This window comes from Variovorax sp. GW821-FHT10B04 (assembly GCF_059415645.1).
Map to the genome: position 1 here is coordinate 272,080 of NZ_JBWKNQ010000004.1, position 22,768 is coordinate 294,847.

Here is a 22,768-nt window from a genome sequence, read left to right on the forward strand (position 1 = left end):
GGCGATGGACACAGCGCTTCGGATCACCGGCCTTTCCAAATCCTACGGCGGCACAGCCGCACTCACCGACTTCCGGATGGAGGTCCGCCCCGGCGAAATCCACGCCCTGCTGGGACAGAACGGTTGCGGCAAGAGCACGGTGGTCAAGATACTGACCGGCGTGGTCGCGCCGGATGCCGGTGCCATCGCGATCGGTGGCGATGCGCTCCGCCTGCCGGTCGTGTCGCCCGAGCGCGCGGGCATTGCCGTCGTGCACCAGGACGTCGGCCTCGTGGACGCGATGACGGTGCTGGAGAACCTGGGCGTCACGTCACACTACGGCACCGGGCTCCTGCGCCCGATCGACGTTCGCCGGGAACGGCGGATCTACCGCGACCTGATGGCGCAACTCGACATTGCGCTCGACCTCGACGCGCGCGTGTCGACGCTCAGGCCCGCGGAACGTTCGCTGCTGGGCATCGTCCGCGCCATGCGGATCGCCGGGGCGCGGGCCAGCAGGCGGCTGCTGATCCTCGATGAACCCACGGCCGCGCTTTCGGGCACGGAGTCCGCCAAGATCCTGCGTGTAATGCGCAGCGTGGCTGCGCTCGGGTCGTCCGTGGTGTTCATCAGCCACCGCCTCAGCGAGGTGATGGCCTGCTGCGACCGCACGACCGTCATGCGGGCGGGCCGCGACGTCGCGCACCTGGAGGTCGCACGGACCACACGCGCCGAACTGGTCGCGCTGATGCTCGGCAAGCCGCTCGGCGACTTCTATCCCACCCCGCCCGATGTCGACGCCACGAAGGCACCGCGGCTGATCCTGAAGCGGCTGTCGGGGCGGCGCATCCACGCGCTGGACCTGCAGCTCCATGCGGGCGAAGTCGTCGGCGTCGCGGGCCTCGCGGGCATGGGGCAGGAGGAACTGCCGGAGCTGTTGTCGGGCGCAGCGCCGGTGACCGGCGGCGCCTGCCTTCTCGACGGTGCGCCGGTGACCTTCGATTCGCCGCGCGCGGCCCTGCGCGCAGGCATCGCGATGGTGCCCGGCAATCGCATCCGAGACGGACTCTGGATCGCCGGCACGGCGGAAGAGAACGTGACCTTGCCGATCCTCGGGCAGCACACCTCGTGGCGCGGCATTGCCGCGGGTCCGCTGAAGGAAAGCGCGCAGCATTCGCTCCGGAACGTGGCGGTGCATCCGCACCGTCCGGACTACCCGATGGGCGCCTTCAGCGGCGGGAACCAGCAGAAGATCGTGCTGGCCAAATGGCTGCAGATCCATCCCCGCGTCCTGTTGCTGGACGAGCCGACACAAGGCGTGGATCCGGGTTCGGCCAAGCAGATCCTGGAGCACGTCATGCAGGCGGCCGCGCAAGGCGCCGCCGTTCTCGTCGTCTCGGGCGACTTCGAGCAGCTCGCCGCGATCTGCCATCGCGTCGTCGTCATCCAGCACGGCACCGGCATCGCGGAACTGGCGCGGGCGCAGCTGAGCGAAGCCGCGATCCTTCACGCGCTCGAGGCCCCGACGGCAGCGCCATCGCTGCATGAACCGATCGATGGAACAACCCGAATGAGAGGTGCGAGATGAGCGAAAGACTGCGCGGCAGATCCGCGTTCGTGACGGGCGCGGGCTCGGGCATCGGGCGCGCCACGGCGCTCAAGTTCGCGCGCGAAGGCGCGTCGGTGACGGCGGTCGACGTCGACGAGGACGCCGTCCACGAGACCGTGCGCGAGCTGCGCGGAGAGGGCCATCGCGGCCTGGCGAGAGTGGCCGACGTGCGCGATCGCCAGCAGATCAAGGACGCGGTCGCCGCGGCGCTCGCGGCCTTCGGCAAGCTCGATGCGCTCGTGAACAACGCCGGCGTCTTCGGCACGCCTGCGCCGCTGCTGGAGATGGACGAGAGCGTGTGGGACCGCGTGCTCGAGATCAATCTCCAGGGCACGTACCGCGTCACGCGGGCGGTGCTGCCGCACATCATCCTGGCCGGCGGCGGGACGGTCGTGAACGTGGCCTCGACGGCTTCGCACGTGGTCGGCGGAGGTGGCGCGGCCTACACCACGTCGAAGCACGCGATCCTGGGTTTCACTCGGCAACTGGCGCACGACTACGCGGCACGCGGCGTCCGCGTCAACGCGGTCTGCCCCGGCGCAGTGGACACCGGGCTCACGCAACCCATCTGGGTCGCCCACCCCGAGGCATTGGCAACCTACTCGCGCGTTCCTGCGGGGCGCATCGGAACGCCCGAGGAAATCGCCAACACCGTCGCCTACCTGAGCAGCGACGAAGCGGGCTTCATCCACGGCATCGGTCTCGTCATCGACGGCGGTCTGATGCTGTCCTAGTGCGGATCGATCACCGACAAGTTGGCCTGATTCTTTCGAACAATGTCATTCAGGCCACTCGTCCCGAACGCCTCGCACATCAACAATTCATCGTCATCAATCAACGGAACCCGACACCATGTCCCTGCAAAGCAAGAAGGCGCTGATCATCATCGACGCACAGAACGACTACTTTCCCGAGGGCAAATATCCGCTCTGGAACACGGAAGCCACGCTGGCCAACATCGAGTCGGCGATCGGCAAGGCACAGGCGAAGAAGATCCCGGTCGTGCTGGTACAGCACGTGGGCGACGCCGACAGCGCCAAGGCACCCTTCTTCAACGAAGGGTCGACCGGCGCCGAGCTTCACGCACGCGTCAAGGCGATCGCGCCCGATGCCATCGTCGTCAGGAAGGCGTTTGCGGACAGCTTTCATGAGACCGATCTCGCCGAGAAGCTGGAGAGCCTGGGTACCCAGGAACTGCTGATCGGCGGGATGATGACGCAGAACTGCGTCACGCACACGGCCGTGTCCAGGGCCGCCGAGCCGTACAAGGTCTCGATCCTGACGGACTGCACGACCAGCGTCGACCCGATGGTCCACATGATCGCGCTGCACGGCGTGTCGACCAGGGCAGCGCTGGTCGACGCGGCTTCCGCGATCTGACCGCGCGGACGCCATGAGCTATCCGAACCTGGCGCTCCATGTGGGCGGCCGATGGCTGAGCGCGGCGTCCGGCGGCACGCGCCGCGTCGTCAACCCGGCCGACGAGTCGACGCTGGGCACGCTGCCGCTCGCAGGCGCCAGCGAACTGAATGCGGCCGCGGAGTCCGCCGGCAAGGGCTTCGCGGCGTGGCGGCGCGTCAGTGCCCACGATCGCCACGCCACGCTGCGCAAGGCAGCGCAGCTCATGCGTGAACGCGCCGACACGATCGCGCTGGTGCTGACCCTCGAACAGGGCAAGCCCCTGGCAGAGGCGCAGCGCGAGGTGCGCCTGTCGGCGGACATCCTCGACTTTCAGGCGGAAGAAGCGAAGCGCCTGTACGGGCGCACCGTGGCGCCGCGTGTCGCGGGCATTCTCTCGCACACGGTGGTGCGCCAGCCGATCGGTCCGGTCGCGGCCTTCACGCCATGGAACTTCCCGGTGAACCTGCCGGTGCGCAAGCTGTCCAGCGCGCTGGCCGCCGGCTGCAGCGTGGTGCTGAAGCCCGACGAGGAAACGCCCGGCAGCTGCATGCTGATCGTGCAGGCCTTCCTCGATGCGGGCGTCGCGCCAGACGCCATCAACATGGTGTGCGGCGAGCCGCAGCAGGTCTCGTCGGTGCTCATCGAGCACGCCGGCATCCGCAAGGTCTCGATCACCGGCTCCGTCGCGGTAGGCAAGCTGCTGGCGGTGCAGGCGGCGGGCCACATGAAGCGCTTCTCCGGCGAACTCGGCGGCCATGCGCCCGTCATCGTCTGTGCGGACATGTGCGCGAGCGAACAGCTCTCGTTCGTGCTGAAGTCGTCGATTGCCGCCAGGTTCCGCAACGCCGGCCAGGTGTGCGCGTCGCCCATCCGGTTCTATGTGCCGCGCGCGCACGCCCAGGACTTTGCACGGCAGTTCGCGCTGGGGGCGAGCCAGTTGCGACTGGGCCCCGGCACGGACCCGCGGACCCAGATGGGGCCGCTCACCCACGCACGCCGTATCGACGACATGGCGCTCTTCGTCGAGGACGCGCTCGCGCGCGGCACGACGCTGCTGACGGGCGGCCACCGCGCGGACCGCCAGGGCTATTTCTTCGAACCCACGGTGTTCTTCGATGCCCCTCCCGACAGCCGGCTGATGCAGTCGGAACCCTTCGGCCCGATCGCGGTGATCCAGCCCTACGACACGCTGGACGGCGCCATCGGCGAAGCCAATGCGCTGCCGTTCGGACTGGGTGCCTACGCGTTCACGCGCGACCTGGACACCGCGCACCGCCTCGGCGAAGAGATCGAGGCCGGCATGGTCGGCATCAACCATTTCGGCGTGTCCCAGCCCGAGCTTCCATTCGGTGGATGGAAGCAGAGCGGCATCGGCCAGGAGATGGGGCTGGAGGGCATCCAGCACTACACGGAACTCAAGACCATCACCGTGGGCGCCTCGCATTGACGGCGTGCGCCGCCCTTCCATCGCATTGCAGACACCCGCTTTCCCGATCATGAACACCGAAGAACTGAAACAGATCAACGCCAGCCACATCTGGCATCCGATGGCGCATCCGGCCGCCATGCGGAAGACACCGCCCGACATCATCGCGCGCGGCAAGGGCAGCTGGATCTGGGACATCGACGGGCACAAGATGCTCGACGGCGTCGGCGGCCTGTGGAGCTGCAATCTCGGCCACAGCAATGCGAGCGTGCGCGACGCGATCGTGGCCCAGCTCGACGAGCTTCCGTTCTACAACGTCTTTCGCGGCACCACGCATCCGCGCGCGATCGAGCTGTCGACCCGGCTCGTGCAGATGATGCAGCCCGAGGACGTGAGCACGGTGGTCTTCGGCAGCGGAGGCTCGGATGCGGTCGAGGGCGCGCTCAAGCTGGCCCGGCAGTACTGGAAGATCAAGGGCCAGGCCGATCGCTTCAAGTTCATCAGCCTGAAGCAGGGCTACCACGGCGTGCACTTCGGCGGCATGAGCGTGAACGGCAACACCAATTTCCGGCGCGCGTACGAGCCCCTGCTGCCGGGCTGCTTTCATGTCGACACGCCCTGGCTCTACCGCAATCCCTACACGCAGGACCCGGCGCGCCTCGGCGAGATCTGCGCGGAACTGCTCGAGCGCGAGATCGTCTTCCAGGGCCCCGACACGGTGGCCGCGTTCATCGCCGAACCCATCCAGGGCGCTGGCGGCGTGATCGTGCCGCCCGACAACTACTGGCCGCTCGTACGCGCGGTCTGCGACAAATACGGCGTCCTGCTCATCGCGGACGAAGTCGTCACCGGATTCGGCCGCGGCGGCACCCTGTTCGGCACGCGCCTGTGGAACGTGAAGGCCGACATGTGGTGCTTGGCCAAAGGCATCACGTCCGGCTATGTGCCGCTCGGCGCCACGGCCATCGGTCGCAAGGTGGCCGAGGTCTTCGACGCCGACACCACGGGCGCCGGCGCCGTGTCGCACGGCTACACCTACGCGGCGCATCCGGTTGCCGCCGCAGCGGCGCTCGCCACGCTGGAACAGATCGAGGCGCTCGACGTGGTCGGCAATGCGGCGCGCGTGGGGGCGCATCTTCAAGCGCGCCTGCGCAGCTTCCCCGAGCGCTTCGGCTTCGTCGGCGATGTCCGGGGGCGCGGTCTCATGGCAGGCATCGAGATGGTGGCCGACCGGGCATCCAGGGCACCGCTGCCGCGTGGCAGCGACCTGCTCCTGCGCGTGGCGCGAGAGGCCTACCGGCGCGGCGCCATGGTGCGGGTTTCGGGGCCCAACCTCATCCTGTCGCCACCCCTCGTCATCACCCGGGAGGAAGTCGACTTCCTGGTCGACGTGCTGGAGGAATCCTGCCAGTCCGTGCAGAACGCCCCATGAGCACGGCACCGTCACCCACCGGCCGGCAACCGCACGCGCCTCGCGTCGCCTTGCGACCGCGCATCCTGGTCATCGGCACGCTCGACACCAAGGCCGACGAGATGCGCTACCTGAGCGACTGCATCGGTCGCAGCGGCGGCACGGCCATCGTCATGGACGTCGGCGTGCTCGGCCGCCCGACCCTGCCGGGCGAGATATCCAATGCCGACGTGGCCGCCGCCGCAGGCACCACGCTCGCCCGGCTCGTCGAGCGCGGCGACGAGAACGCGGCGATGACCGCCATGGCGCTTGGCGCCGTCCGCATCGCGGCCCATTGGCATGCGCTCGGACGGTTCGACGGCCTGCTCGCGCTGGGCGGGACCATGGGCACGGACCTCGCACTCGACGTGGCCGGTGCGCTCCCATTGGACGTGCCCAAGGTGATTCTTTCGACGATCGCCCATTCGCACCTGATTCCGCCCGAGCGCATCTCCCCGGACCTGATGGTTCGGCTGTGGGCCGGCGGGCTGTACGGTCTCAACCGCATCTGCAGATCGGCGCTGGCACAGGCTGCCGGTGCGGCCGTCGGCGCGTGCCTGGCCATCGGGCAGACGGACGCCGCGCCCGCGAGGCCGGTCATCGGCATGACGTCGCTGGGCTCGAGCGCACTGCGCTACATGAAGCTGCTGAAGCCAGCGCTCGAAGGCAGGGGCTACGAACTGGCGGTGTTCCACACCACCGGCATGGGTGGCCGCGCTTTCGAGGAACTCGCGGCCCGCCGCGCGTTCGTGGCGGTGATGGACTTCAGCCTGCAGGAAGTCGTCAACCACCTGGCCGGCTCGCCCGTGACGGCGGGCCCCGACCGGCTGCGGGCCGCCGGCCGCGCAGGCATTCCGCAACTCGTGGCGCCCGGTGCCACGGACATGGTCGATTTCCCCGCATGGCGTGGATGCCCCGATCGCTTCGAAGGCCGGGCCGTCCATCAGCACAACCGGCTGATCGCGTCGGTGTCCGTCGACGGCGGCACCCGCAGGGCCATTGCGCGGGACATCGGCCACCGTCTCTCCCAGGCGACGGGACCGACCTGCCTCCTGCTGCCCGAATTCGGCGTGGAAGAGTGGGACCGCGAAGGCCAGCCGCTGCACGACCCGGCGGGCCTGTCCGCCTTCCTCGACGAGATGCCCGGCGCCGTCGGGCCCGGCGTCGACGTTCTGCAGGTTGCCGCGCACATCAACGACGAGGCGTTCGCCGATGCGGCACTGGCGGTGTTCGACCGGTGGATCGCGTCGGGCATCGTGCCGCGCACGCAGGCCACTGCACAGGCCATCGCGCTCGCCTCATGAAAACAGCAGCATTGGTGCTCGACTTCGGCGGCGTGATCAGCAGAACCCTGTTCGAAACGCATCGCCAGACCGAAGCCGCACTCGGCCTGGCCGCCGGCACGCTCACTTGGCACGGCCCCTTCGATCCATCGTCCGATCCGCTGTGGCGGCAGATGCAGGCGGGCACCATCAGCGAACGCCGCTACTGGCACATCCGCACCCAGGAGGTGGGCCGCCTGCTCGACGAAGACTGGGACCGCATGGAAATCCTGGTCCGGCGCGCGCGCGGGGCGGACCCGGACTCGGTCATCCGGCCCGAGGCGCTCGACGCCATCCGTCATGCGCGGGAGCGTGGACACAAGCTGGCGATCCTCTCCAACGAACTCGACCTGTTCTACGGCGCGGACTTCCGCAGCCGGCTGCCCTTCCTCGATGGCTTCGACGTCGTGATCGATGCCACCTACACCGGCGTCCTCAAGCCCGAGGCGCGCGCCTATGCCGACTGCGCGCGGCAGCTCGGCCTGCCACCGTCGCGCTGCGTGATGGTCGATGACCAGCCGCGCAACGTGGCCGGCGCCGTCGCGGCCGGCATGCGCGCCATCCAGTTCGATGTCCGCGCACCGGCCGCTTCTTTCGAACAGGCGCTCGCCACGCTGGGCGCGCTGGCCGGTGGAAGCGCCGCAGCCAGCCCGTGACGAGATGACGCCCGCATCGGCGTCATTGCAGATGAATCAAGTCGAGACGAGAACCACCAGGACCCACACCATGAACACTGTCGCCACCAAGAAATTCGCCAGCCAGGCCGACCTCGAAGAGAAGAAGGTCACCTTCAGCCAGATCTCCGAACATGCCTGGGCCTACACCGCCGAAGGCGACCCGAACACCGGCATCGTCATCGGCGACGACGCGGTGCTGGTGGCCGACACGCAGGCCACGCCCGCCATGGCCGCCGACGTCATCCGCCGCATCCTCGAGGTGACCGACAAGCCCATCAAGTACGTCGTGCTCACGCATTACCACGCAGTGCGCGTGCTGGGCGCCAGCGCCTACGCGCCGCAGCAGATCCTGGCGAGCCAAGACACCTACGACCTGATCGTGGAGCGTGGCGAAGCCGACAAGGCCAGCGAGATCGGCCGCTTTCCGCGGCTGTTCCAGAACGTCGAGACGGTGCCGGCCGGCATGACCTGGCCCACCATGACTTTCACGGGCCGGATGACCGTGTGGCTGGGCAAGCTCGAAGTGCAGCTGCTCCAGCTCGGCCGCGGCCACACCAAGGGCGACACCGTGGTGTGGCTGCCCGGCGAAGGCGCCCTGCTGTCGGGCGACCTGGTCGAGTTCGGCGCCACGCCGTATGCGGGCGATGCCTACTTCAGGGACTGGCCGCACACGCTCGACAAGCTGGCGGCGCTGGGCCCGAGGGTGCTCGTCCCCGGACGCGGTGCGGCACTCACCACGCCCGCCGACGTGGCCAGGGGCCTGGCCGAGACACGCGGCTTCATCGCCGACGTGTACGCCAGCGTGAGCGAAGGCGCCAAGGCGGGCAAAGACCTGAACACGGTCTACCGGGAAACGTACGCCAGGCTCAAGCCGAAGTACGGCCATTGGGTGATCTTCGACCACTGCATGCCCTTCGACGTGACACGCTGCTACGACGAAGCCACGCAATACCCAGACCCGCGCGTGTGGACGGCCGACCGCGACGTCGAGATGTGGAAATCGCTCGAAGGCTGAACCAGAACCGCGGCAAGCACGGAGACACGACGTGACCGACTACCAACACCTGCGCTTCAGCTACGCGCGCCATGCCGATCAGGACGCGGCCGTGCCCGCCCGCCATCCGGTGGTGGTGGTGGGTGCGGGCCCCGTGGGCCTGGCGCTCGCGATCGATCTCGCGCTGCAGGGCGTGCGGGTCGTGCTGCTGGACAACGACGACAGGCTGTCGGCCGGGTCGCGAGCGATCTGCTTCGCCAAGCGCACGCTGGAGATCTTCGACCGCCTGGGCTGCGGCGACCGCATGGTCGACAAGGGCGTGTCGTGGAACGTCGGCCGCGTGTTCTTCAAGGACGAGCAGATCTACAGCTTCGACCTGCTGCCCGAAAGCGGGCACGCCCGCCCCGCCTTCATCAATCTGCAGCAGTACTACGTGGAAGGCTTCCTGGCCGAGCGCGCCGCGGCGCTGCCTCTGATCGACATCCGCTGGAGCCACGCGGTGGCGGGTGCCGTGCAGGACGGCGACCACGTGGCGTTGACGGTCGAAACGCCCGATGGTCCGTACCGGCTGAACGCCGATTACGTTGCCGCGTGCGACGGCAGCCGATCGGCGATGCGCCAACTGCTCGGCCTCGAAAGCAAGGGCCGCCAGTTCAGGGACCGCTTCCTGATCGCCGACGTGAAGATGCAGATGGACCGCCCGGCCGAGCGCTGGTTCTGGTTCGACCCGGCCTTTCACCGCAACCAGAGCGTGCTGCTGCACATGCAGCCCGACAACGTGTGGCGCATCGACTTCCAGCTCGGCTGGGACGCCGACCCCGACGAAGAGAAGAAGCCCGGGAAGATCATCCCGCGCGTGAAGGCGCTGCTGGGCGAGGACGCGCAGTTCGAGCTCGAATGGGCCAGCGTCTACACCTTCTCGTGCCTGCGCATGGGCGCCTTCCGCCAGGGCCGTGTGCTGTTCGCAGGCGACTCGGCGCACGGCGTTTCGCCCTTCGGCGCGCGGGGGGCCAATTCGGGCGTGCAGGACGCCGAGAACCTGGCCTGGAAGCTGGCCGCCGTACTGCGCGGCAGCGCCCCCGGTGCGCTGCTCGACAGCTATGGCAGCGAGCGCGAGTACGCGGCCGACGAGAACATCCTGAATTCGACGCGCGCTACCGACTTCATCACGCCCAAGAGCGAGATCAGCCACCTGTTCCGCGACGCGGTGCTGCAGCTCGCGAAGCGGCATGCCTTCGCGCGCGCGCTGGTCAACAGCGGACGCTTGTCAGTGCCGGCCACGCTGCATGGCTCGGCGCTCAACACGGCCGACCGCGACACTTTCGAAGGCCTGATGTCACCGGGTGCCGCGGCCTGCGACGCGCCGTGGGTGGCCGGCGGCGGCCGACCAGGCTGGCTGCTGCAGGCCATGTCCTCGATGCCCACCGCCTTCATTGCCCTCGTGTTCGGCGGCGACGGTGCTGGCGACGCCGCACACCGCGAGGTGGACACGGCCGCATCGGCCACGGACATCCCCGTGACGGTGGTGCGCATTCCGCTCGACCCCGCACACGCGCTGGCTGCGCAGCGCTACGACGCGAAGCCCGGCACCGTCTACCTGTTGCGCCCCGACCAGCATGTGTGCGCGCGTTGGCGCCGGGCCACCGCGCATGGCATTGGCGCAGCGCTGGAGCATGCGCTGGCCAGAGCCTGAGGACCGACACCACCATGACCACGACACTGATCACGCGCCCGAACTTCGACGCGCCCGACGACTTCTACGAAGCGCTGATCGAGGCGCACCAGGGCCTCTCGACCGCCGACAGCCATGCATTCAATGCGCGGCTGGTGCTGGTGCTCGCCAATCAGCTCGGAAGGCTCGACGTGTTGCGCGAGGCACTCCTGGCCGCGCGCGCCGCATAGGGTCGGCACGCTGCGCATGGACCGCCGCCACCCGCGGCGGCCGTCGCCGTGCGCCCTGGCACCAACTCAGCGCGGCGACCCGCCCAGCGCGCGGGCGGTCTCGATCACCAGCGGCGCGAAGCGCTGTGCGAAGGCCTCGGGCGTCCACTCGGCGCAGGTGCCCGCGATGTGCACGGCTGCGATCGGCTGGTGGTTGTGGTCGAGGATCGCGCAGGCCAGGGCGATCTCGCCGAGCAGGCTTTCTTCCAGCGAGACCGCATAGTTCATCGCCTTCGCCTCGGCGATCTTCTGCTTGATCCGGCCCTTGTCGGTTTCCGTCTTGGGCGTCAGCGCGACCAGCGTCGAACGCTCCAGGATGTCGTCCACCGCCTCTTCCGACATGAACGACATGACGGCGCGTCCGCCCGACGAGCAGTAGGTCGGGATACGGCGGCCGACCAGCGTCGCGAAGAAGGTCTGGCGCTTGGTCTGGCGGCGCAGCGCATAGATGATGGACAGGTCGTCGAACAGGCTCAGGTCGACCCGCTCGCCGGTTTCCTTCTGCAGCTCGGCCAGGATCGGCGTGGCGCGCTCGATCAGCGGCGTGCCGCGCAGGAAGTCGAAGGTGCGCTCCAGGATCTTCTTGCCGAGCACATAGCCGCGTCCGTTCGGCCCCTTCTCGAGATAACCCAGCGTGGCGAGCGTGTGCGCCATGCGCTGCGCCGTGCTGCGGTCCATGCCGGCCTGCTCGGCCAGTTCATTGAGGCTCAGCGGCCCCGGGCGCGTCCCCAGCGCCTCCAGCAATCCCATGCTCTTGGCGACCGACTGCACGAATAAGTGATCTGTGTTGGACAACCTGGCTCCTTCTCCGCTCGGTGCGAGCGCGCTCTGACGTCGATCATAAGCTGGCACAAATGATGCTTCCGTTGAAAATTAATGATCGAATGATATTATTATAGAATCAAACTGTATTACATAGAAATACAGTCGACCCAGATTGGTGATTCCGGACCGATCGAGGTGCGCTTTCCCCGTGACAGCTTTTTGTGACTCCCACCTGAGAAGGATCTTTGAAATGAAGCGAATCGTGATGCGTCGTGCGCTGCTGGCGCTGGCGGCTGCCGCCGTTGTCCCCTTTGCCGCCGCCCAGGGCGCCGGCGACCCGATCCGGCTCGGCGTGATGCTGCCGCTGACCGGCCCGGCCGCGCTGGCCGGCACCTCGATCCTCGAAGGCGTGCGCTTCGCCGCCGACGAGGCCAACGCCAAGGGCGGCGTCAACGGCCGCAAGGTGCAGCTCTTCATCGAGAACGACGAAGGTTCGTCGACCAAGGGCGTGACGGCGGTGCGCAAGCTGGTCGAGTCCGACAAGGTGATCGCGATCAGCGGCACCTATGTGAGCGCCGTGGCGCTGGCTGCGTCCAAGGTCAGCCGCGAGTTCAAGGTGCCGATGGTGTCCGCCGGCTCGACCTCGTCCAACGTGACCGAGGCCAACACGGCGGGCGACCCGTGGTTCTTCCGCGCCTTCCCCGGCAGCGACGAACAGGGCGAGCAGTCCGCACGCGACATCGTGAAGAAGCTCAACGCCAAGAAGGTCGCGCTGATCCAGGAGAACTCGATCTACGGTTCGTCCCTGGCCGACCAGATGAAGAAGGTGATCCCGCAGTACGGCGGCGAGATCGTCGGCACCGAGAGCTACAACCCCGACGAGCGCGACTTCTACACCGTGCTCACCAAGATCCGCACCAAGCAGCCCGACGCGATCTACATCGCCGGCCTGATGGACGCGGGCGCGCAGATCATCAAGCAGTCGCGTGAAGCCGGCCTGAAGGCCGAGCTGGTCGGCTCGGGTTCGATGATGAGCGACAAGCTGATCGAACTCGCCGGTCCCGCCTCCGAAGGCTTCGCCGTGTCGTCGATGTTCGAGCCGTCGACGCCGAACAAGGTCGGCCAGGCCTTCACGCAGGACTTCCGCCAGAAGATGAAGAAGGAACCCGACGTGTACAGCGCGCTGGGCTACGACTCGATGCACCTGCTGATCGAGGCCGCACGTCGCGCGCCGAAGCTCGATGGCGCATCGATGCAGGCCACGCTCAAGTCGATGAAGGACGTGCCGCTGGTGCAGGGTCCGGACGGCACCGTCGCCAAGTTCGACGACAAGGGCAGCGTGAGCTTCAAGATCGGCCTGGCCGTGGTGCGCAACGGCAAGCGCCAGTGGCTGCCGTTCGACTGATCGAACCCGGTTCCGTTCCGCAATGGATTTGCTCAGCCTGTTCCCGCAGTTCCTGGCCAACGGGCTGGTCAATGGCGCCAGCTACGTGCTGGTGGCCGTCGGCCTGACCCTGGTCTTCGGCATTCTCAACATCGTCAACTTCGCCCACGGCGAGTTCTACATGCTGGGCGGCTATGCGGCCGTCACGGCATCGGCGGTGTTCGGCCTGCCGCTCGTGCCGACGCTCATCGTCGTGATCGTCTGCCTCGCGACACTCGGCATGCTGGCCGAACGCGTGGTGTTCCGCCCGCTGGCCAAGCGCGACCCGAGCAACGCGATCATCGCGTCCTTTGGGCTCTCGGTGATGCTGCAGAACGGCGCGCTGCTCGCCTTCGGCGCACAGCCGCAGTCGCTCAAGACCGACCTGGCGAACGTGCCGGTGCAGATCGGCTCCGTCTTCCTGACCGGGCAGCGCGTGCTGATCGTCGCGGTCACGGTCGCGATCGTCACCGCACTGCTGCTGGTGCTGCGCTTCACCTGGACCGGCCGCGCCCTGCGCGCCATGGCACAGCACCCGACCGTCGCGCAGATCAGCGGCGTCAACGTGCGCAAGGTCGCCGTCATCACCTTCGCCATCGCGGCCGCCATGGCCGGCGTTGCGGGCGCGCTGATGTCTTCCGTCTTCCTGGTGCAGCCGACCTCGGGCGCGATGCTCGTGATGAAGTCCTTCACCGTGGTGATCCTGGGCGGCATGGGCAGCATCGGCGGTGCCGTGCTGGCCGGCGTGGGCCTGGGCGTCATCGAGTCGATGGTGTCGGGCTACATCGGCAACGAGCTGCGCGACATGATCGGCTTCTTCCTGGTGATCGCCATGCTCCTCATCCGGCCGCAAGGGCTGTTCGGCCAATCCACGGAGCGTTCCTGACATGCGCCAACTGATTGCCTTGCTGGTCGCCATCGGCGCACTGGCCCTGCTGCCCATGATGGGTCTGGGCGGCTACGTCCTGAACATCATGGTGATGATCTTCATCTTCGTCATGCTCGCCGTGAGCCTCGACCTGGTCATGGGCTGGGCCGGCCAGTTCTCTTTCGCGCATGCGGCCTTCTTCGGCATCGGGGCCTACACGGCCGCGATCCTGCAGCGCGACTTCGGCACCGGCTTCTGGTCGAACCTGCCCGCGGGCATGGTCGTCTCCGGCCTGTGCGGCCTGCTGCTCGGCCTGCCTGCGCTGCGCCTGCGCGGGCACTTCCTGGCGATCGTCACGATCGCCTTCCAGACCATCGTCTATCTCGCGCTCACGCAGTGGAAGTCGCTCACGGGCGGACAGTTCGGCATCGAGGTGCAGCCGGTCGAGGGCTTCGCGTCGATCGACCGCTTCTACTACCTCGCGCTCGGCCTGAGCGTGGCCAGCGTCGCCATCGGCTGGCTGCTCACGCACTCGCGGCTCGGCAAGGCCTGGCAGGCGGTGCGCGACGACGAGGTGCTGGCGCGTGCCATCGGCCTGAACACCACGGCCAGCAAGCTCGCCGCCTTCGTGCTCGCGTCGGCACTCGCCGGTGCGGCGGGCGTGCTGGTGGCGCACCACATCCGCGGCGTGACGCCGGACGACTTCACGGTGCTGAGCTCGGCCACGATCGTCGCGATGGTGGTGGTCGGCGGCCGCGGGACCATCTGGGGCCCGCTGCTGGGCGCCGTGGTGTTCACCGCGCTGCCCGAGGTGCTCGGATTCGCGGCGAACTACAAACTCATCATCTATGGCCTGCTCATGATCGTCATGGTCATCGTGATGCCCGAAGGCGTGTTCGGCGCCTGGGCCGGAAGGAAGAAGAAATGACGGCGCCACTGCTGCGATTCGACAACGTGACGCGCCGCTTCGGCGGCCTGGTGGCCCTCAACGGCATCAGCTTCGACGTGGGTGCCGGCGAGATCGTCGGCCTGATCGGGCCCAACGGCTCGGGCAAGTCGACGCTGGCGAACATCGTCACCGGCGTGCTGCCGCCGAGTTCCGGCGCGGTGTACATGGGCGATGCGCGGATCTCCGGCACGGCGCCCTGGCGCATCGCCCGCGCCGGCGTGGCGCGCACCTTCCAGATGCTGCGGCTGTTCCCGACCATGTCGGTGGCCGACAACATCGCGCTGGCGATGCAGCCCGGCCTGAAGACCGGCTACGGCGCATCGATCTTCCGGCTCGGCTCGGCCAGCCGCGAAGACGCATCGGTGCGGGCGAAGGCGATCGAGATGCTGTCGCTGTTCAACCTCGAGAAGTTCATCGACCAGCCGGCCACCGCGCTGTCGATCGGCCAGCAGCGCATGGTCGAGCTGGCGCGCGGCCTGGCGACGGCGCCGCGCGTGTTCGTGCTCGACGAGCCGGCCGCCGGCCTGTCGCCGCCGATGGTCGACCGGCTGATCGAGGTCATCCAGCGCATGCGTGCGGACTACGGCGTGACGGTGCTGCTGGTCGAGCACGTGATGCGCGTGGTGCAGGCCGTGTGCGACCGGGTGGTGGTGCTCGACTACGGCGAGAAGATCGCCGACGCGGCGCCATCGGTCGCCATCAACGACCCGCGCGTGGTCGAGGCCTATCTGGGTACGGGACGGGCAAAGCATGCTTGAAGTCAAGAACATCGAAGCCGGCTACGGCCGCTCCAAGGTGCTGTACGGCGTGTCCTTCTCGGTGCCGAAGAGCGGGCTCACCGCCGTGCTGGGCGGCAACGGTTCGGGCAAGTCGACCACGCTGAAGGCGCTGGCCGGCCTGGTGGTGCCGAGCTCGGGCGAGATCGTGCTCGACGGCCAGCGCATCGACGGCGTTCCCGCGCACCAGATGGCCGGCAACGGCCTGGTGCTGGTGCCGCAGGGCAAGGAGGTCTTCGCCGGCATGTCGGTCGAAGAGAACATCCTGATGGGCGCCTACCACCGGCGCCACGACAAGGCGCAGATCCGGCGCGACCTCGACGAGGTCTATGCCCTCTTCCCGCGCCTGGTCGTGCGCAAGAAGGCGCTGGCCGGGCTGCTGTCGGGCGGCGAGCGGCAGATGCTGTCGATCGGCCGCGCACTGCTGGCCAAGCCGCGCATGCTGCTGCTCGACGAACCGTCGGCCGCACTGTCGCCGAAGGTCGTGGGCGAGATCGCCGACATCATCCGCGGCCTGCGCAGCCGCGGCCTGTCGATCCTGCTGGTGGAGCAGAACGTCTCGATGGCGCTCGAGCTCGCCGACGAGATCCACATCCTGCGCGAAGGCCGCGTCGCGCATTCCTGCGTGAACGGGCCGGACGTCGACATGGCGTCGCTGCAGCAGTTCTATCTCGGCGCGGCGCCAGCCGCTGCCACCGCCGCCTGAAGGAGCGCACACCATGCGATTCAAGGACAAGAACGTGATCGTCACCGGCGCGGGCCGGGGCATCGGCCGGGCCACCGTGGAGCGCTTCGTCGCCGAGGGCGCGAAGGTGCTCGCGGTCGACCTGGACACCGGCGACCTGGGCACGCTGCCGGTGCGCAGCCTCGCCGTCGATCTGTCGGCCGACGACGCGCCGGCGCGCGTGGTCGCGGCCGCGCGCGAACTCGGCGGCCCGATCGACTTCCTGGTCAACAACGCCGGCATCGGCGGCTCCAAGGCGCTGGCGCTGTCGGACGACGCGCTGATCGACCGGATCCTCGGCGTCAACCTGCGCGCGGTGCTGCGGCTCACGCGCGACGTGTTGCCGCACCTGGCCGACGGCGGCAGCATCGTGAACGTCGCCTCGGTGTTCGGCGAGACCGGCTTCCCCGGCTCGACCGCCTATGCGGTGTCGAAGGCCGGCATCTCGCAGCTCACGCGGCAGCTGGTGTCCGACCTGTCGGCGCGCGGCATCCGCGTGAACGCCGTTGCGCCGGGCGTGATCCACACCGCGATGACGGCCCATCGGCTGACGAACGACGCGGACTACAACAAGGCGATGGTCGACGCCACGCCGCTGAAGGCGATCGGCACCGGCGCGCAGGTCGCGTCGGTCATCGCCTTTCTCTGCAGCGAAGACGCCTCCTATGTCACCGGCCAGGTGATCGCGGTCGACGGCGGCTGGCTCGCCTGCCATTCGCACGCCTGATGCCGCTGCAACCCCACAACCACAGCAAGGACAACCCATGAATCCCAATGATCCGGTGAACTGGCCGAACGGTGCGCGCTGCGCCGTGATGCTCGCCTTCGACTTCGACGCCGAAACGCTCTGGCTGTCGCGCGACCCGGCCAACGCCAAGCGGCCCGGCACGCTGTCGCAAGGCACCTATGGCGCCAAGGTCGGCGTGCCCAAGATCGTCGAGACGCTGCACGAAGCCGGCGTGCCCGCGACCTTCTTCGTGCCCGGCTGGACCGCCGAGCGCCACACCGACAAGGTCGAGCTGGTGCTCGCGCACGGCCATGAGGTCGGGCACCACGGCTACCTGCACGAGTGGATCGACCCCGACAAGCCGGAGCTAGAGGAAGAAGTCTTCGTGAAGGGCCTGGAGGCACTGCAGAAGACGGTCGGCGTCAAGCCGCTGGGCTACCGCTCGCCGGCCTGGGAAACCAGCCACAACATGGTGTCGCTGATCCAGAAGTACGGCCTGCGCTACGACAGCTCGCTGATGGACCAGATCAACCCGTACCGCCACGTGCTGGCCGACGGCACGCCCGGCCCGGTCGAGCTGCCGGTGCACTGGAGCCTGGACGATGCACCCTTCGCGCTGTTCTCGATCAAGACGCCGCGCACCATCGTGTCGAACCAGCAGATCCTGGAAGTCTGGAAGGACGAGTTCCGCGAGATCTACCGCTGGGGCGGCCTCTATTCGCTGACGATGCATCCGCAGGTGATCGGCCGGCCCGCGCGCATCGCCATGCTGCGCGAATTCATCGCCTGGATGCAGGGCTTCCCGAACGTGTGGTTTGCGCGTGGCGGCGAAGTGGCCGAAGCCTGGGCGCGCACGGAGGCCGCTGCCTGAGCCCCATGCAAGATCACGAATACGAGAGACTGGACGGCCTCGGCCTGGCGGCGCTGCTGCGCGCCGGCGAGGTGACGTCCGAGGAGTTGATGCAGTGCGCGATCCGGCTCGCGCAGCAACGCGCCCCCGCGCTCAATGCGCTGACCTATGCGCAGTACGAGGCGTCGCTGGCCGTGGCACGTGACTGGGCGCCGCGCGGCGCCTTCCGCGGCATTCCGTTCCTGCTGAAGGACTCGGGCCTGGCGTCGACGCGCCTGCCGTCGAGCCTGGGTTCGCGGCTGTTCGACGACATGCACTACACGCGCAACGCGACGCTGGTCGACCGCTTCGAGATGGCCGGCTTCATTCCCTTCGCCCGCTCGACCGTGCCCGAGCTCTGCATGGCGCCGACCACCGAGGCCGCGCGCAACCACGGCCCGACGCGCAACCCCTGGGACCGCACCCGTTCGGCCGGCGGATCGAGCGGCGGTGCGGCCGCCGCCGTGGCGTCCGGCATCGTGCCGGTGGCGCACGGCAGCGACGGTGGCGGCTCCATCCGCATTCCCGCATCGTGCTGCGGCCTGTTCGGCCTGAAGGCATCGCGCGGACTCGTGCCGATGGGGCCGTTCCGCGGCGAGGGCTGGGGCGGACTGGCCGTCGACGGCGTGCTGAGCCGAACGGTGCGCGACACCGCCGCGGCGATGGACGCCATCTCGGGCGCCGAGCCCGGCGCGCCGTACCTCGGGCCGGTGTTCGGCCAGTCCTTCATGGCGTCGCTGGACGAAGGCCTGCACCGCCCGCTGCGCATCGCCGTGTGGCGCAAGCCCTTCGGCGGGATCGACATCGCGCCGGAATGCCTGGAGGCGCTGGACGCCACCGTCCGGCTGTGCGCGTCGCTCGGGCACGAGATGGTCGAGATGGCCACGCCGGACTTCGACTACGACGCCTTCGTCGATGCGCACGCCGAGGTGCTGGCGGCCAACATCGTGCTGTCGGTCGACAACCGCCTCAAGGTGCTCGGCCGCGGCCTGCACGACGACGACCTGGAGCCGGCGATCCGCGACGGCTACGACATGGGCAAGTCGGTATCGGCCGCGACCTATGCGGCCGCGATCAACCGCTTCCATGCGATCGGCCGGCTGATGGACCAGTGCCTGTCCGGCGTCGACCTGCTGATGACGCCGGGCCTGGTGCAGTTGCCCGCGCCGCTCGGCGAGCTGGCCATGACCGGCAGCTTCCGCGACTTCCGCCGCCGCATGGGCCGCTACTCGACCTTCCTCGCGCTCACCAATGCGTCCGGGCAGCCGGCCGCGAGCCTGCCGACCCACTGGACCGCCGCCGGCCTGCCGGTCGGCACGCAGGTGATCGCGCGGCTCGGGCGCGACGACATCATTCTTCAACTGGCCGCCCAGATCGAGGCGACCGGCACCTGGCAACCCAACCGAGGAACCGCACCATGACCGACACCGTTTCCATCCGCCTCCTGAAGCCTGCCGACACCGATGCCTGGCGCGCCTTGTGGGAGGGCTACCAGCGCTTCTACAAGGTCGAGATCGCGCCCGCGGTGACCGACGGCACGTGGGCACGCCTGCTGGACGCCGCCGAGCCGATGCACTGTGCCGTCGCCGAACGCAACGGCGTGCTCGTCGGCCTGGTGCATTACATCTTCCATCGCTCCACCTGGACCTCGGGCGACTATGTCTACCTGCAGGACCTGTTCGTCCAGCCCGACCAGCGCGGCGGCGGACATGGGCGCAAGCTGATCGAGCACGTCTACGACGCGGCGCGGCAGCACGGCGCGTCGCGCGTGTACTGGCTCACGCACGAGACCAACGTCGATGCGATGAAGCTCTACGACAAGGTCGCCGAGCGCTCGGGCTTCGTCCAGTACCGCAAGGCCATGCCTTGACCATCGGGAGTCGCACATGACCGGACGCTTCGAAGGCCGCATCGCGGCCGTGAGCGGCGCCGCCAGCGGTCTCGGCAAGGCCACCGCGCTGGCACTGGCGCAACAGGGCGCGCGCGTGCTGCTGTTCGACCGCGACGCCGAAGGGCTCGCAGCGACGGCCGCCGGCTGTCCGGGCTCGGTGACGGTGGTCGGCGATGCCGCCTCGGCCGCGGACGTCGCGCGCGCCGCGGAGACGGCACGCCGCACGCTCGGCCCGGTCGAGTTGCTGGCGACCGCCGCCGGCATCCTCGGCCCGGCCAGGCCGGCGATCGAGCTCGAGGAGGCCGAGTGGGACCGGCTCTTCGCCGTCAACGTGAAGGGCCCGTGGCTGGCAGCGCGCGCCTTCGTGCCGCAGATGCGCGAAGTCGGGCGCGGCGCGATCGTGCTGTTCTCGTCGACCGCCGGGCTCGTCGGCTCGCCCTTCCTGTCGGCCTATTCGGCATCGAAGGGCGCGGTGACGATGCTCACGCGCAGCCTGGCGCTGAACCATGCGGCCGAGCGCATCCGCGTGAACTGCGTGTGCCCCGGCACCATCAACGGCCCGATGACCGAGGCCAGCTTCGCGCAGGCCGGCGAAGGCGACGCGCGGCTGGCGCGTGCGCAACGCATGCTGTCGGGCATTCCGCTGGGCCGCTTCGGCGAGGCGGACGAGATCGCGGCGGCGGTGCTCTACCTGCTGAGCGACGACGCCGCATTCACCACGGGCATCGCCCTGCCGGTGGACGGCGGGCGCGTCGCCTGAGCCCGCGACCTGCCCTTGCAGCTGCGCAGCGGGCTCACAGCCCGCTCTCCCTCGCCAGCACGCGCAGCACCTGGCGCGCCACCTTGGCCGAGAAGCTCTCGCCGCGCGCATCGACCGTCACCACGCCGCGGACGATCTGGTGCAGGTACACGGCATCGCGCTGCGGCGCCAGCGGCCGCATCAGCAGCGGGTACTGGCTCTGGTTGGGCACCGCCCTGCCCTTGTCGGTCACATTGACCGCGATCGGGCCACCGTTGACCGACTGGAGATAGGCCGAGTCGATCTCCTCCGCGGCGACCGACGACAGGCTCACCAGCCGCACCTTGAAGCTGGCCTGCCGCGGATCGTCGGGCACGAACCGGCCCTCGGCGCCGTCGCTCAGCCGCCAGGCATGCTGACCTTCGACATAGCCGCGCAAGTCCTGCGCACCGCCTTCGTCGACCACGCGCGCGAGCAGTTGGCGGCCGGTGATCCAGCGTCCGCGATGCAGTTCGGCGTCGAAGTCCGCCACCGTGCCGGCGAAGGGCGCCTTGACCTGCAGCAGCGCGCGCCGCTTGGCCAGGCCGCTGAGGTTTTCCTGTTCGGCCACCACGCCGCGCAGCAGCTCCTGCGTCTGCGCACGATCGATCTTGTCGGCCACCGAGCGCGACAGCCGCGCCTGCAGGAGCGCGAGCCGGATGCGCGCCTCGCGCTGCTCCTGCGCCAGCATCGGCGAGTCCAGCGTGAACAGCACCTGCCCTTCGCCGACGCGATCGCCGGGGCTCACATGCAGTTGCGCGAGCTGCGCGGCCTCGGGCGCGAACAACGGCTCCTCGCGCGTGGCGCCCAGCACGGCGGGCACCTTCACGCTCACGTCGAGCGGCAGGAAGGCCGCCACCAGCAGCAGGCCGATGAGCACGATGCCCGTCACGCCACGCCGGCTGAACGCAATGCGTTCCCTGATCCGCCACCAGTGACTCATCTCGCGCCACACCGGCATCGCGATGAACCAGCCGATCTCCACCGCGAACAGGAAGATGCCCGCGGCCTTGAAGAAGAAGTGATAGACCACCAGGGCGATGCCGAGAAAGAGCGACAGGCGATAGCACCACGTTCCCCATGCGAAGAACGCGAACAGCCGGGCGGTGCGCGGCGCCACGGGCTCGGGCATCGGCGCGCCCAGGCCGAACAGCCATTCGCGCAGCTTCCATTGGCCGAAGGCCTGGGCACGGCTGCTGAGGTTGGGCACGCCGACCATGTCCGACAGGAAGTAGTAGCCGTCGAAGCGCATGAACGGGCTCATGTTGATCGCCAGCGTGCTGATCCAGCTGGTGGTGGCGATCACGAAGGCCGCGCTGCGCACCGGCCCGTCGGGCAGGAAGGCCCACAGGAAGGTCGCGATGCTCGCCAGGCACAGCTCGGTGAGCACGCCGGCGCCGTCGACCAGCAGGCGCTGCCTGCGGGAGCGCAGCTTCCACGTGTCGGTGGTGTCCGTGTAGAGCACCGGCACCATCACCAGGAACGACACGCCCATGGTCGGCACGCGGCAGCCGTAGCGCGTGGCCGCATAGGCGTGGCCGAGTTCGTGCATCGTCTTGGTGAAGGCCAGGCTCAGGCCGTAGATGGCGACACCCTTGAGCGAGAAGAAGTACGGAAAGGTGTGCAGGAAGTCGTCCCACTGGCGCGAGACGAAGTACAGCCCCAGCAGCGCCAGCACCACCATGATCGACGCGAAGGTGCGCGTGAAGACCGGATCGACCCAGTGCACCGTGCGCCGCAGAAAGCGGTCGGGCTTGACCAGCGGTATGCGGATGAAGAGGTAGTGGTGCAGCAGCCATTTCCACCAGGCCTGGTCGTGCGCCCTGGCTTGCGCGTTCAGGCTCTTCACCGCGTCGCCCAGTGGCGCGCGCGTGAGGTTGTTGCTGGCCAGGAACTGCAGCAGCGCCTTGATCGCGCCGGACTCGGGCTCCGTGCCCTGCTGCTGCGCGAACAGCCGGCGTATCTCGCCGACCGTGCGACCGTGCCATGCCGACAGCAGCGCCAGTTCGACCTGCCCGATCTGGAAATAGGCATGGCGCACCGGGTCGAAGATGCTCCAGCTCGGCGCGCCGTCGAGCAGCGGCGAGCTGCGGTCGAAGCGCAGCTCCTCGCGCAGTTCGGGCAGCACCGCTTCGTCGGGCAGCTCGCCCTGGGCCATCGCAGGTCGGAGCGTACTCAT

At 68.7% G+C, this 22,768-nt stretch carries 22 protein-coding genes; 20 read left to right on the forward strand and 2 right to left on the reverse strand.

Annotation, left to right across the window (positions count from 1 at the left end; all coding sequences use genetic code 11):
• Window positions 1-4 precede the first annotated feature (4 nt).
• The 10 genes from AC07PZ_RS12560 to AC07PZ_RS12605 all read left to right on the forward strand — a co-directional run bounded on the left by AC07PZ_RS12560 (window position 5) and on the right by AC07PZ_RS12605 (window position 10,760).
• The gene (locus tag AC07PZ_RS12560; protein ID WP_495295420.1) at window positions 5-1,567 is read left to right on the forward strand and encodes a sugar ABC transporter ATP-binding protein; all 1,563 of its coding nucleotides are present in this window, start codon (window positions 5-7) and stop codon (window positions 1,565-1,567) included.
• Window positions 1,564-2,322, forward strand: a complete 759-nt coding sequence (locus AC07PZ_RS12565) for an SDR family NAD(P)-dependent oxidoreductase (RefSeq protein ID WP_495295421.1) — start codon at window positions 1,564-1,566, stop codon at window positions 2,320-2,322. Before AC07PZ_RS12560 ends, AC07PZ_RS12565 begins: the two co-directional genes overlap by 4 nt.
• A gap of 118 nt (window positions 2,323-2,440) precedes the next feature.
• Window positions 2,441-2,968 (forward strand): cysteine hydrolase family protein, encoded by a 528-nt coding sequence (locus tag AC07PZ_RS12570; protein ID WP_495295422.1) that lies wholly within the window; start codon window positions 2,441-2,443, stop codon window positions 2,966-2,968.
• Between the two features lie 13 nt (window positions 2,969-2,981).
• Window positions 2,982-4,436 carry an NAD-dependent succinate-semialdehyde dehydrogenase gene (locus AC07PZ_RS12575; protein WP_495295423.1) on the forward strand — a complete coding sequence of 485 codons (1,455 nt, stop codon included), beginning with the start codon at window positions 2,982-2,984 and terminating at the stop codon, window positions 4,434-4,436.
• Between the two features lie 49 nt (window positions 4,437-4,485).
• Window positions 4,486-5,847, forward strand: coding sequence for an aminotransferase class III-fold pyridoxal phosphate-dependent enzyme (locus AC07PZ_RS12580; RefSeq protein WP_495295424.1), 1,362 nt, complete (start codon window positions 4,486-4,488; stop codon window positions 5,845-5,847).
• On the forward strand, window positions 5,844-7,169 hold the full coding sequence (locus AC07PZ_RS12585; RefSeq protein WP_495295425.1) for a Tm-1-like ATP-binding domain-containing protein: 1,326 nt from the start codon (window positions 5,844-5,846) through the stop codon (window positions 7,167-7,169). The genes AC07PZ_RS12580 and AC07PZ_RS12585 overlap by 4 nt, the downstream gene beginning before the upstream one ends.
• Window positions 7,166-7,843 carry an HAD family hydrolase gene (locus AC07PZ_RS12590; RefSeq protein WP_495295426.1) on the forward strand — a complete coding sequence of 226 codons (678 nt, stop codon included), beginning with the start codon at window positions 7,166-7,168 and terminating at the stop codon, window positions 7,841-7,843. The genes AC07PZ_RS12585 and AC07PZ_RS12590 overlap by 4 nt, the downstream gene beginning before the upstream one ends.
• 70 nt (window positions 7,844-7,913) lie before the next feature.
• Window positions 7,914-8,879, forward strand: coding sequence for an MBL fold metallo-hydrolase (locus tag AC07PZ_RS12595; protein ID WP_495295427.1), 966 nt, complete (start codon window positions 7,914-7,916; stop codon window positions 8,877-8,879).
• A 31-nt stretch (window positions 8,880-8,910) separates the two neighbouring features.
• On the forward strand, window positions 8,911-10,551 hold the full coding sequence (locus AC07PZ_RS12600) for an FAD-dependent oxidoreductase (protein ID WP_495295428.1): 1,641 nt from the start codon (window positions 8,911-8,913) through the stop codon (window positions 10,549-10,551).
• Between the two features lie 14 nt (window positions 10,552-10,565).
• Window positions 10,566-10,760: a DUF2783 domain-containing protein gene (locus AC07PZ_RS12605; RefSeq protein ID WP_495295429.1), complete on the forward strand. Its 195-nt coding sequence runs from the start codon at window positions 10,566-10,568 to the stop codon at window positions 10,758-10,760.
• Window positions 10,761-10,826: 66 nt separating this feature from the next.
• Here the strand turns inward: AC07PZ_RS12605 and AC07PZ_RS12610 are convergent, their stop codons facing one another.
• Window positions 10,827-11,594 carry an IclR family transcriptional regulator gene (locus AC07PZ_RS12610; protein ID WP_495295430.1) on the reverse strand — a complete coding sequence of 256 codons (768 nt, stop codon included), beginning with the start codon at window positions 11,592-11,594 and terminating at the stop codon, window positions 10,827-10,829.
• A 220-nt stretch (window positions 11,595-11,814) separates the two neighbouring features.
• On the opposite strand from AC07PZ_RS12610, the gene AC07PZ_RS12615 reads away from it, so the two are divergent.
• From AC07PZ_RS12615 to AC07PZ_RS12660, 10 genes are read left to right on the forward strand one after another with little or no spacing between them, the layout of a single operon-like run.
• Window positions 11,815-12,969, forward strand: a complete 1,155-nt coding sequence (locus AC07PZ_RS12615) for an ABC transporter substrate-binding protein (protein ID WP_495295431.1) — start codon at window positions 11,815-11,817, stop codon at window positions 12,967-12,969.
• A 22-nt stretch (window positions 12,970-12,991) separates the two neighbouring features.
• On the forward strand, window positions 12,992-13,873 hold the full coding sequence (locus AC07PZ_RS12620; RefSeq protein WP_495295432.1) for a branched-chain amino acid ABC transporter permease: 882 nt from the start codon (window positions 12,992-12,994) through the stop codon (window positions 13,871-13,873).
• Window position 13,874: 1 nt separating this feature from the next.
• The gene (locus AC07PZ_RS12625; protein WP_495295433.1) at window positions 13,875-14,783 is read left to right on the forward strand and encodes a branched-chain amino acid ABC transporter permease; all 909 of its coding nucleotides are present in this window, start codon (window positions 13,875-13,877) and stop codon (window positions 14,781-14,783) included.
• Window positions 14,780-15,562, forward strand: coding sequence for an ABC transporter ATP-binding protein (locus AC07PZ_RS12630; protein ID WP_495295434.1), 783 nt, complete (start codon window positions 14,780-14,782; stop codon window positions 15,560-15,562). Before AC07PZ_RS12625 ends, AC07PZ_RS12630 begins: the two co-directional genes overlap by 4 nt.
• Window positions 15,555-16,286, forward strand: a complete 732-nt coding sequence (locus tag AC07PZ_RS12635) for an ABC transporter ATP-binding protein (RefSeq protein WP_495295435.1) — start codon at window positions 15,555-15,557, stop codon at window positions 16,284-16,286. The genes AC07PZ_RS12630 and AC07PZ_RS12635 overlap by 8 nt, the downstream gene beginning before the upstream one ends.
• Before the next feature lie 13 nt (window positions 16,287-16,299).
• Entirely contained in the window at window positions 16,300-17,031 is a 732-nt protein-coding gene (locus tag AC07PZ_RS12640; RefSeq protein WP_495295436.1) for an SDR family NAD(P)-dependent oxidoreductase, read from the forward strand.
• A gap of 37 nt (window positions 17,032-17,068) precedes the next feature.
• The gene (locus tag AC07PZ_RS12645; protein WP_495295437.1) at window positions 17,069-17,902 is read left to right on the forward strand and encodes a polysaccharide deacetylase family protein; all 834 of its coding nucleotides are present in this window, start codon (window positions 17,069-17,071) and stop codon (window positions 17,900-17,902) included.
• 5 nt (window positions 17,903-17,907) lie between these two features.
• Window positions 17,908-19,341 (forward strand): amidase, encoded by a 1,434-nt coding sequence (locus AC07PZ_RS12650; RefSeq protein ID WP_495295438.1) that lies wholly within the window; start codon window positions 17,908-17,910, stop codon window positions 19,339-19,341.
• Window positions 19,338-19,790: a GNAT family N-acetyltransferase gene (locus AC07PZ_RS12655; RefSeq protein WP_495295439.1), complete on the forward strand. Its 453-nt coding sequence runs from the start codon at window positions 19,338-19,340 to the stop codon at window positions 19,788-19,790. Before AC07PZ_RS12650 ends, AC07PZ_RS12655 begins: the two co-directional genes overlap by 4 nt.
• A gap of 16 nt (window positions 19,791-19,806) precedes the next feature.
• Window positions 19,807-20,571, forward strand: a complete 765-nt coding sequence (locus tag AC07PZ_RS12660; protein ID WP_495295440.1) for an SDR family NAD(P)-dependent oxidoreductase — start codon at window positions 19,807-19,809, stop codon at window positions 20,569-20,571.
• A 34-nt stretch (window positions 20,572-20,605) separates the two neighbouring features.
• On the opposite strand, the gene AC07PZ_RS12665 is transcribed toward AC07PZ_RS12660, so the two are convergent.
• Window positions 20,606-22,768 carry a site-2 protease family protein gene (locus tag AC07PZ_RS12665; protein ID WP_495295441.1) on the reverse strand — a complete coding sequence of 721 codons (2,163 nt, stop codon included), beginning with the start codon at window positions 22,766-22,768 and terminating at the stop codon, window positions 20,606-20,608.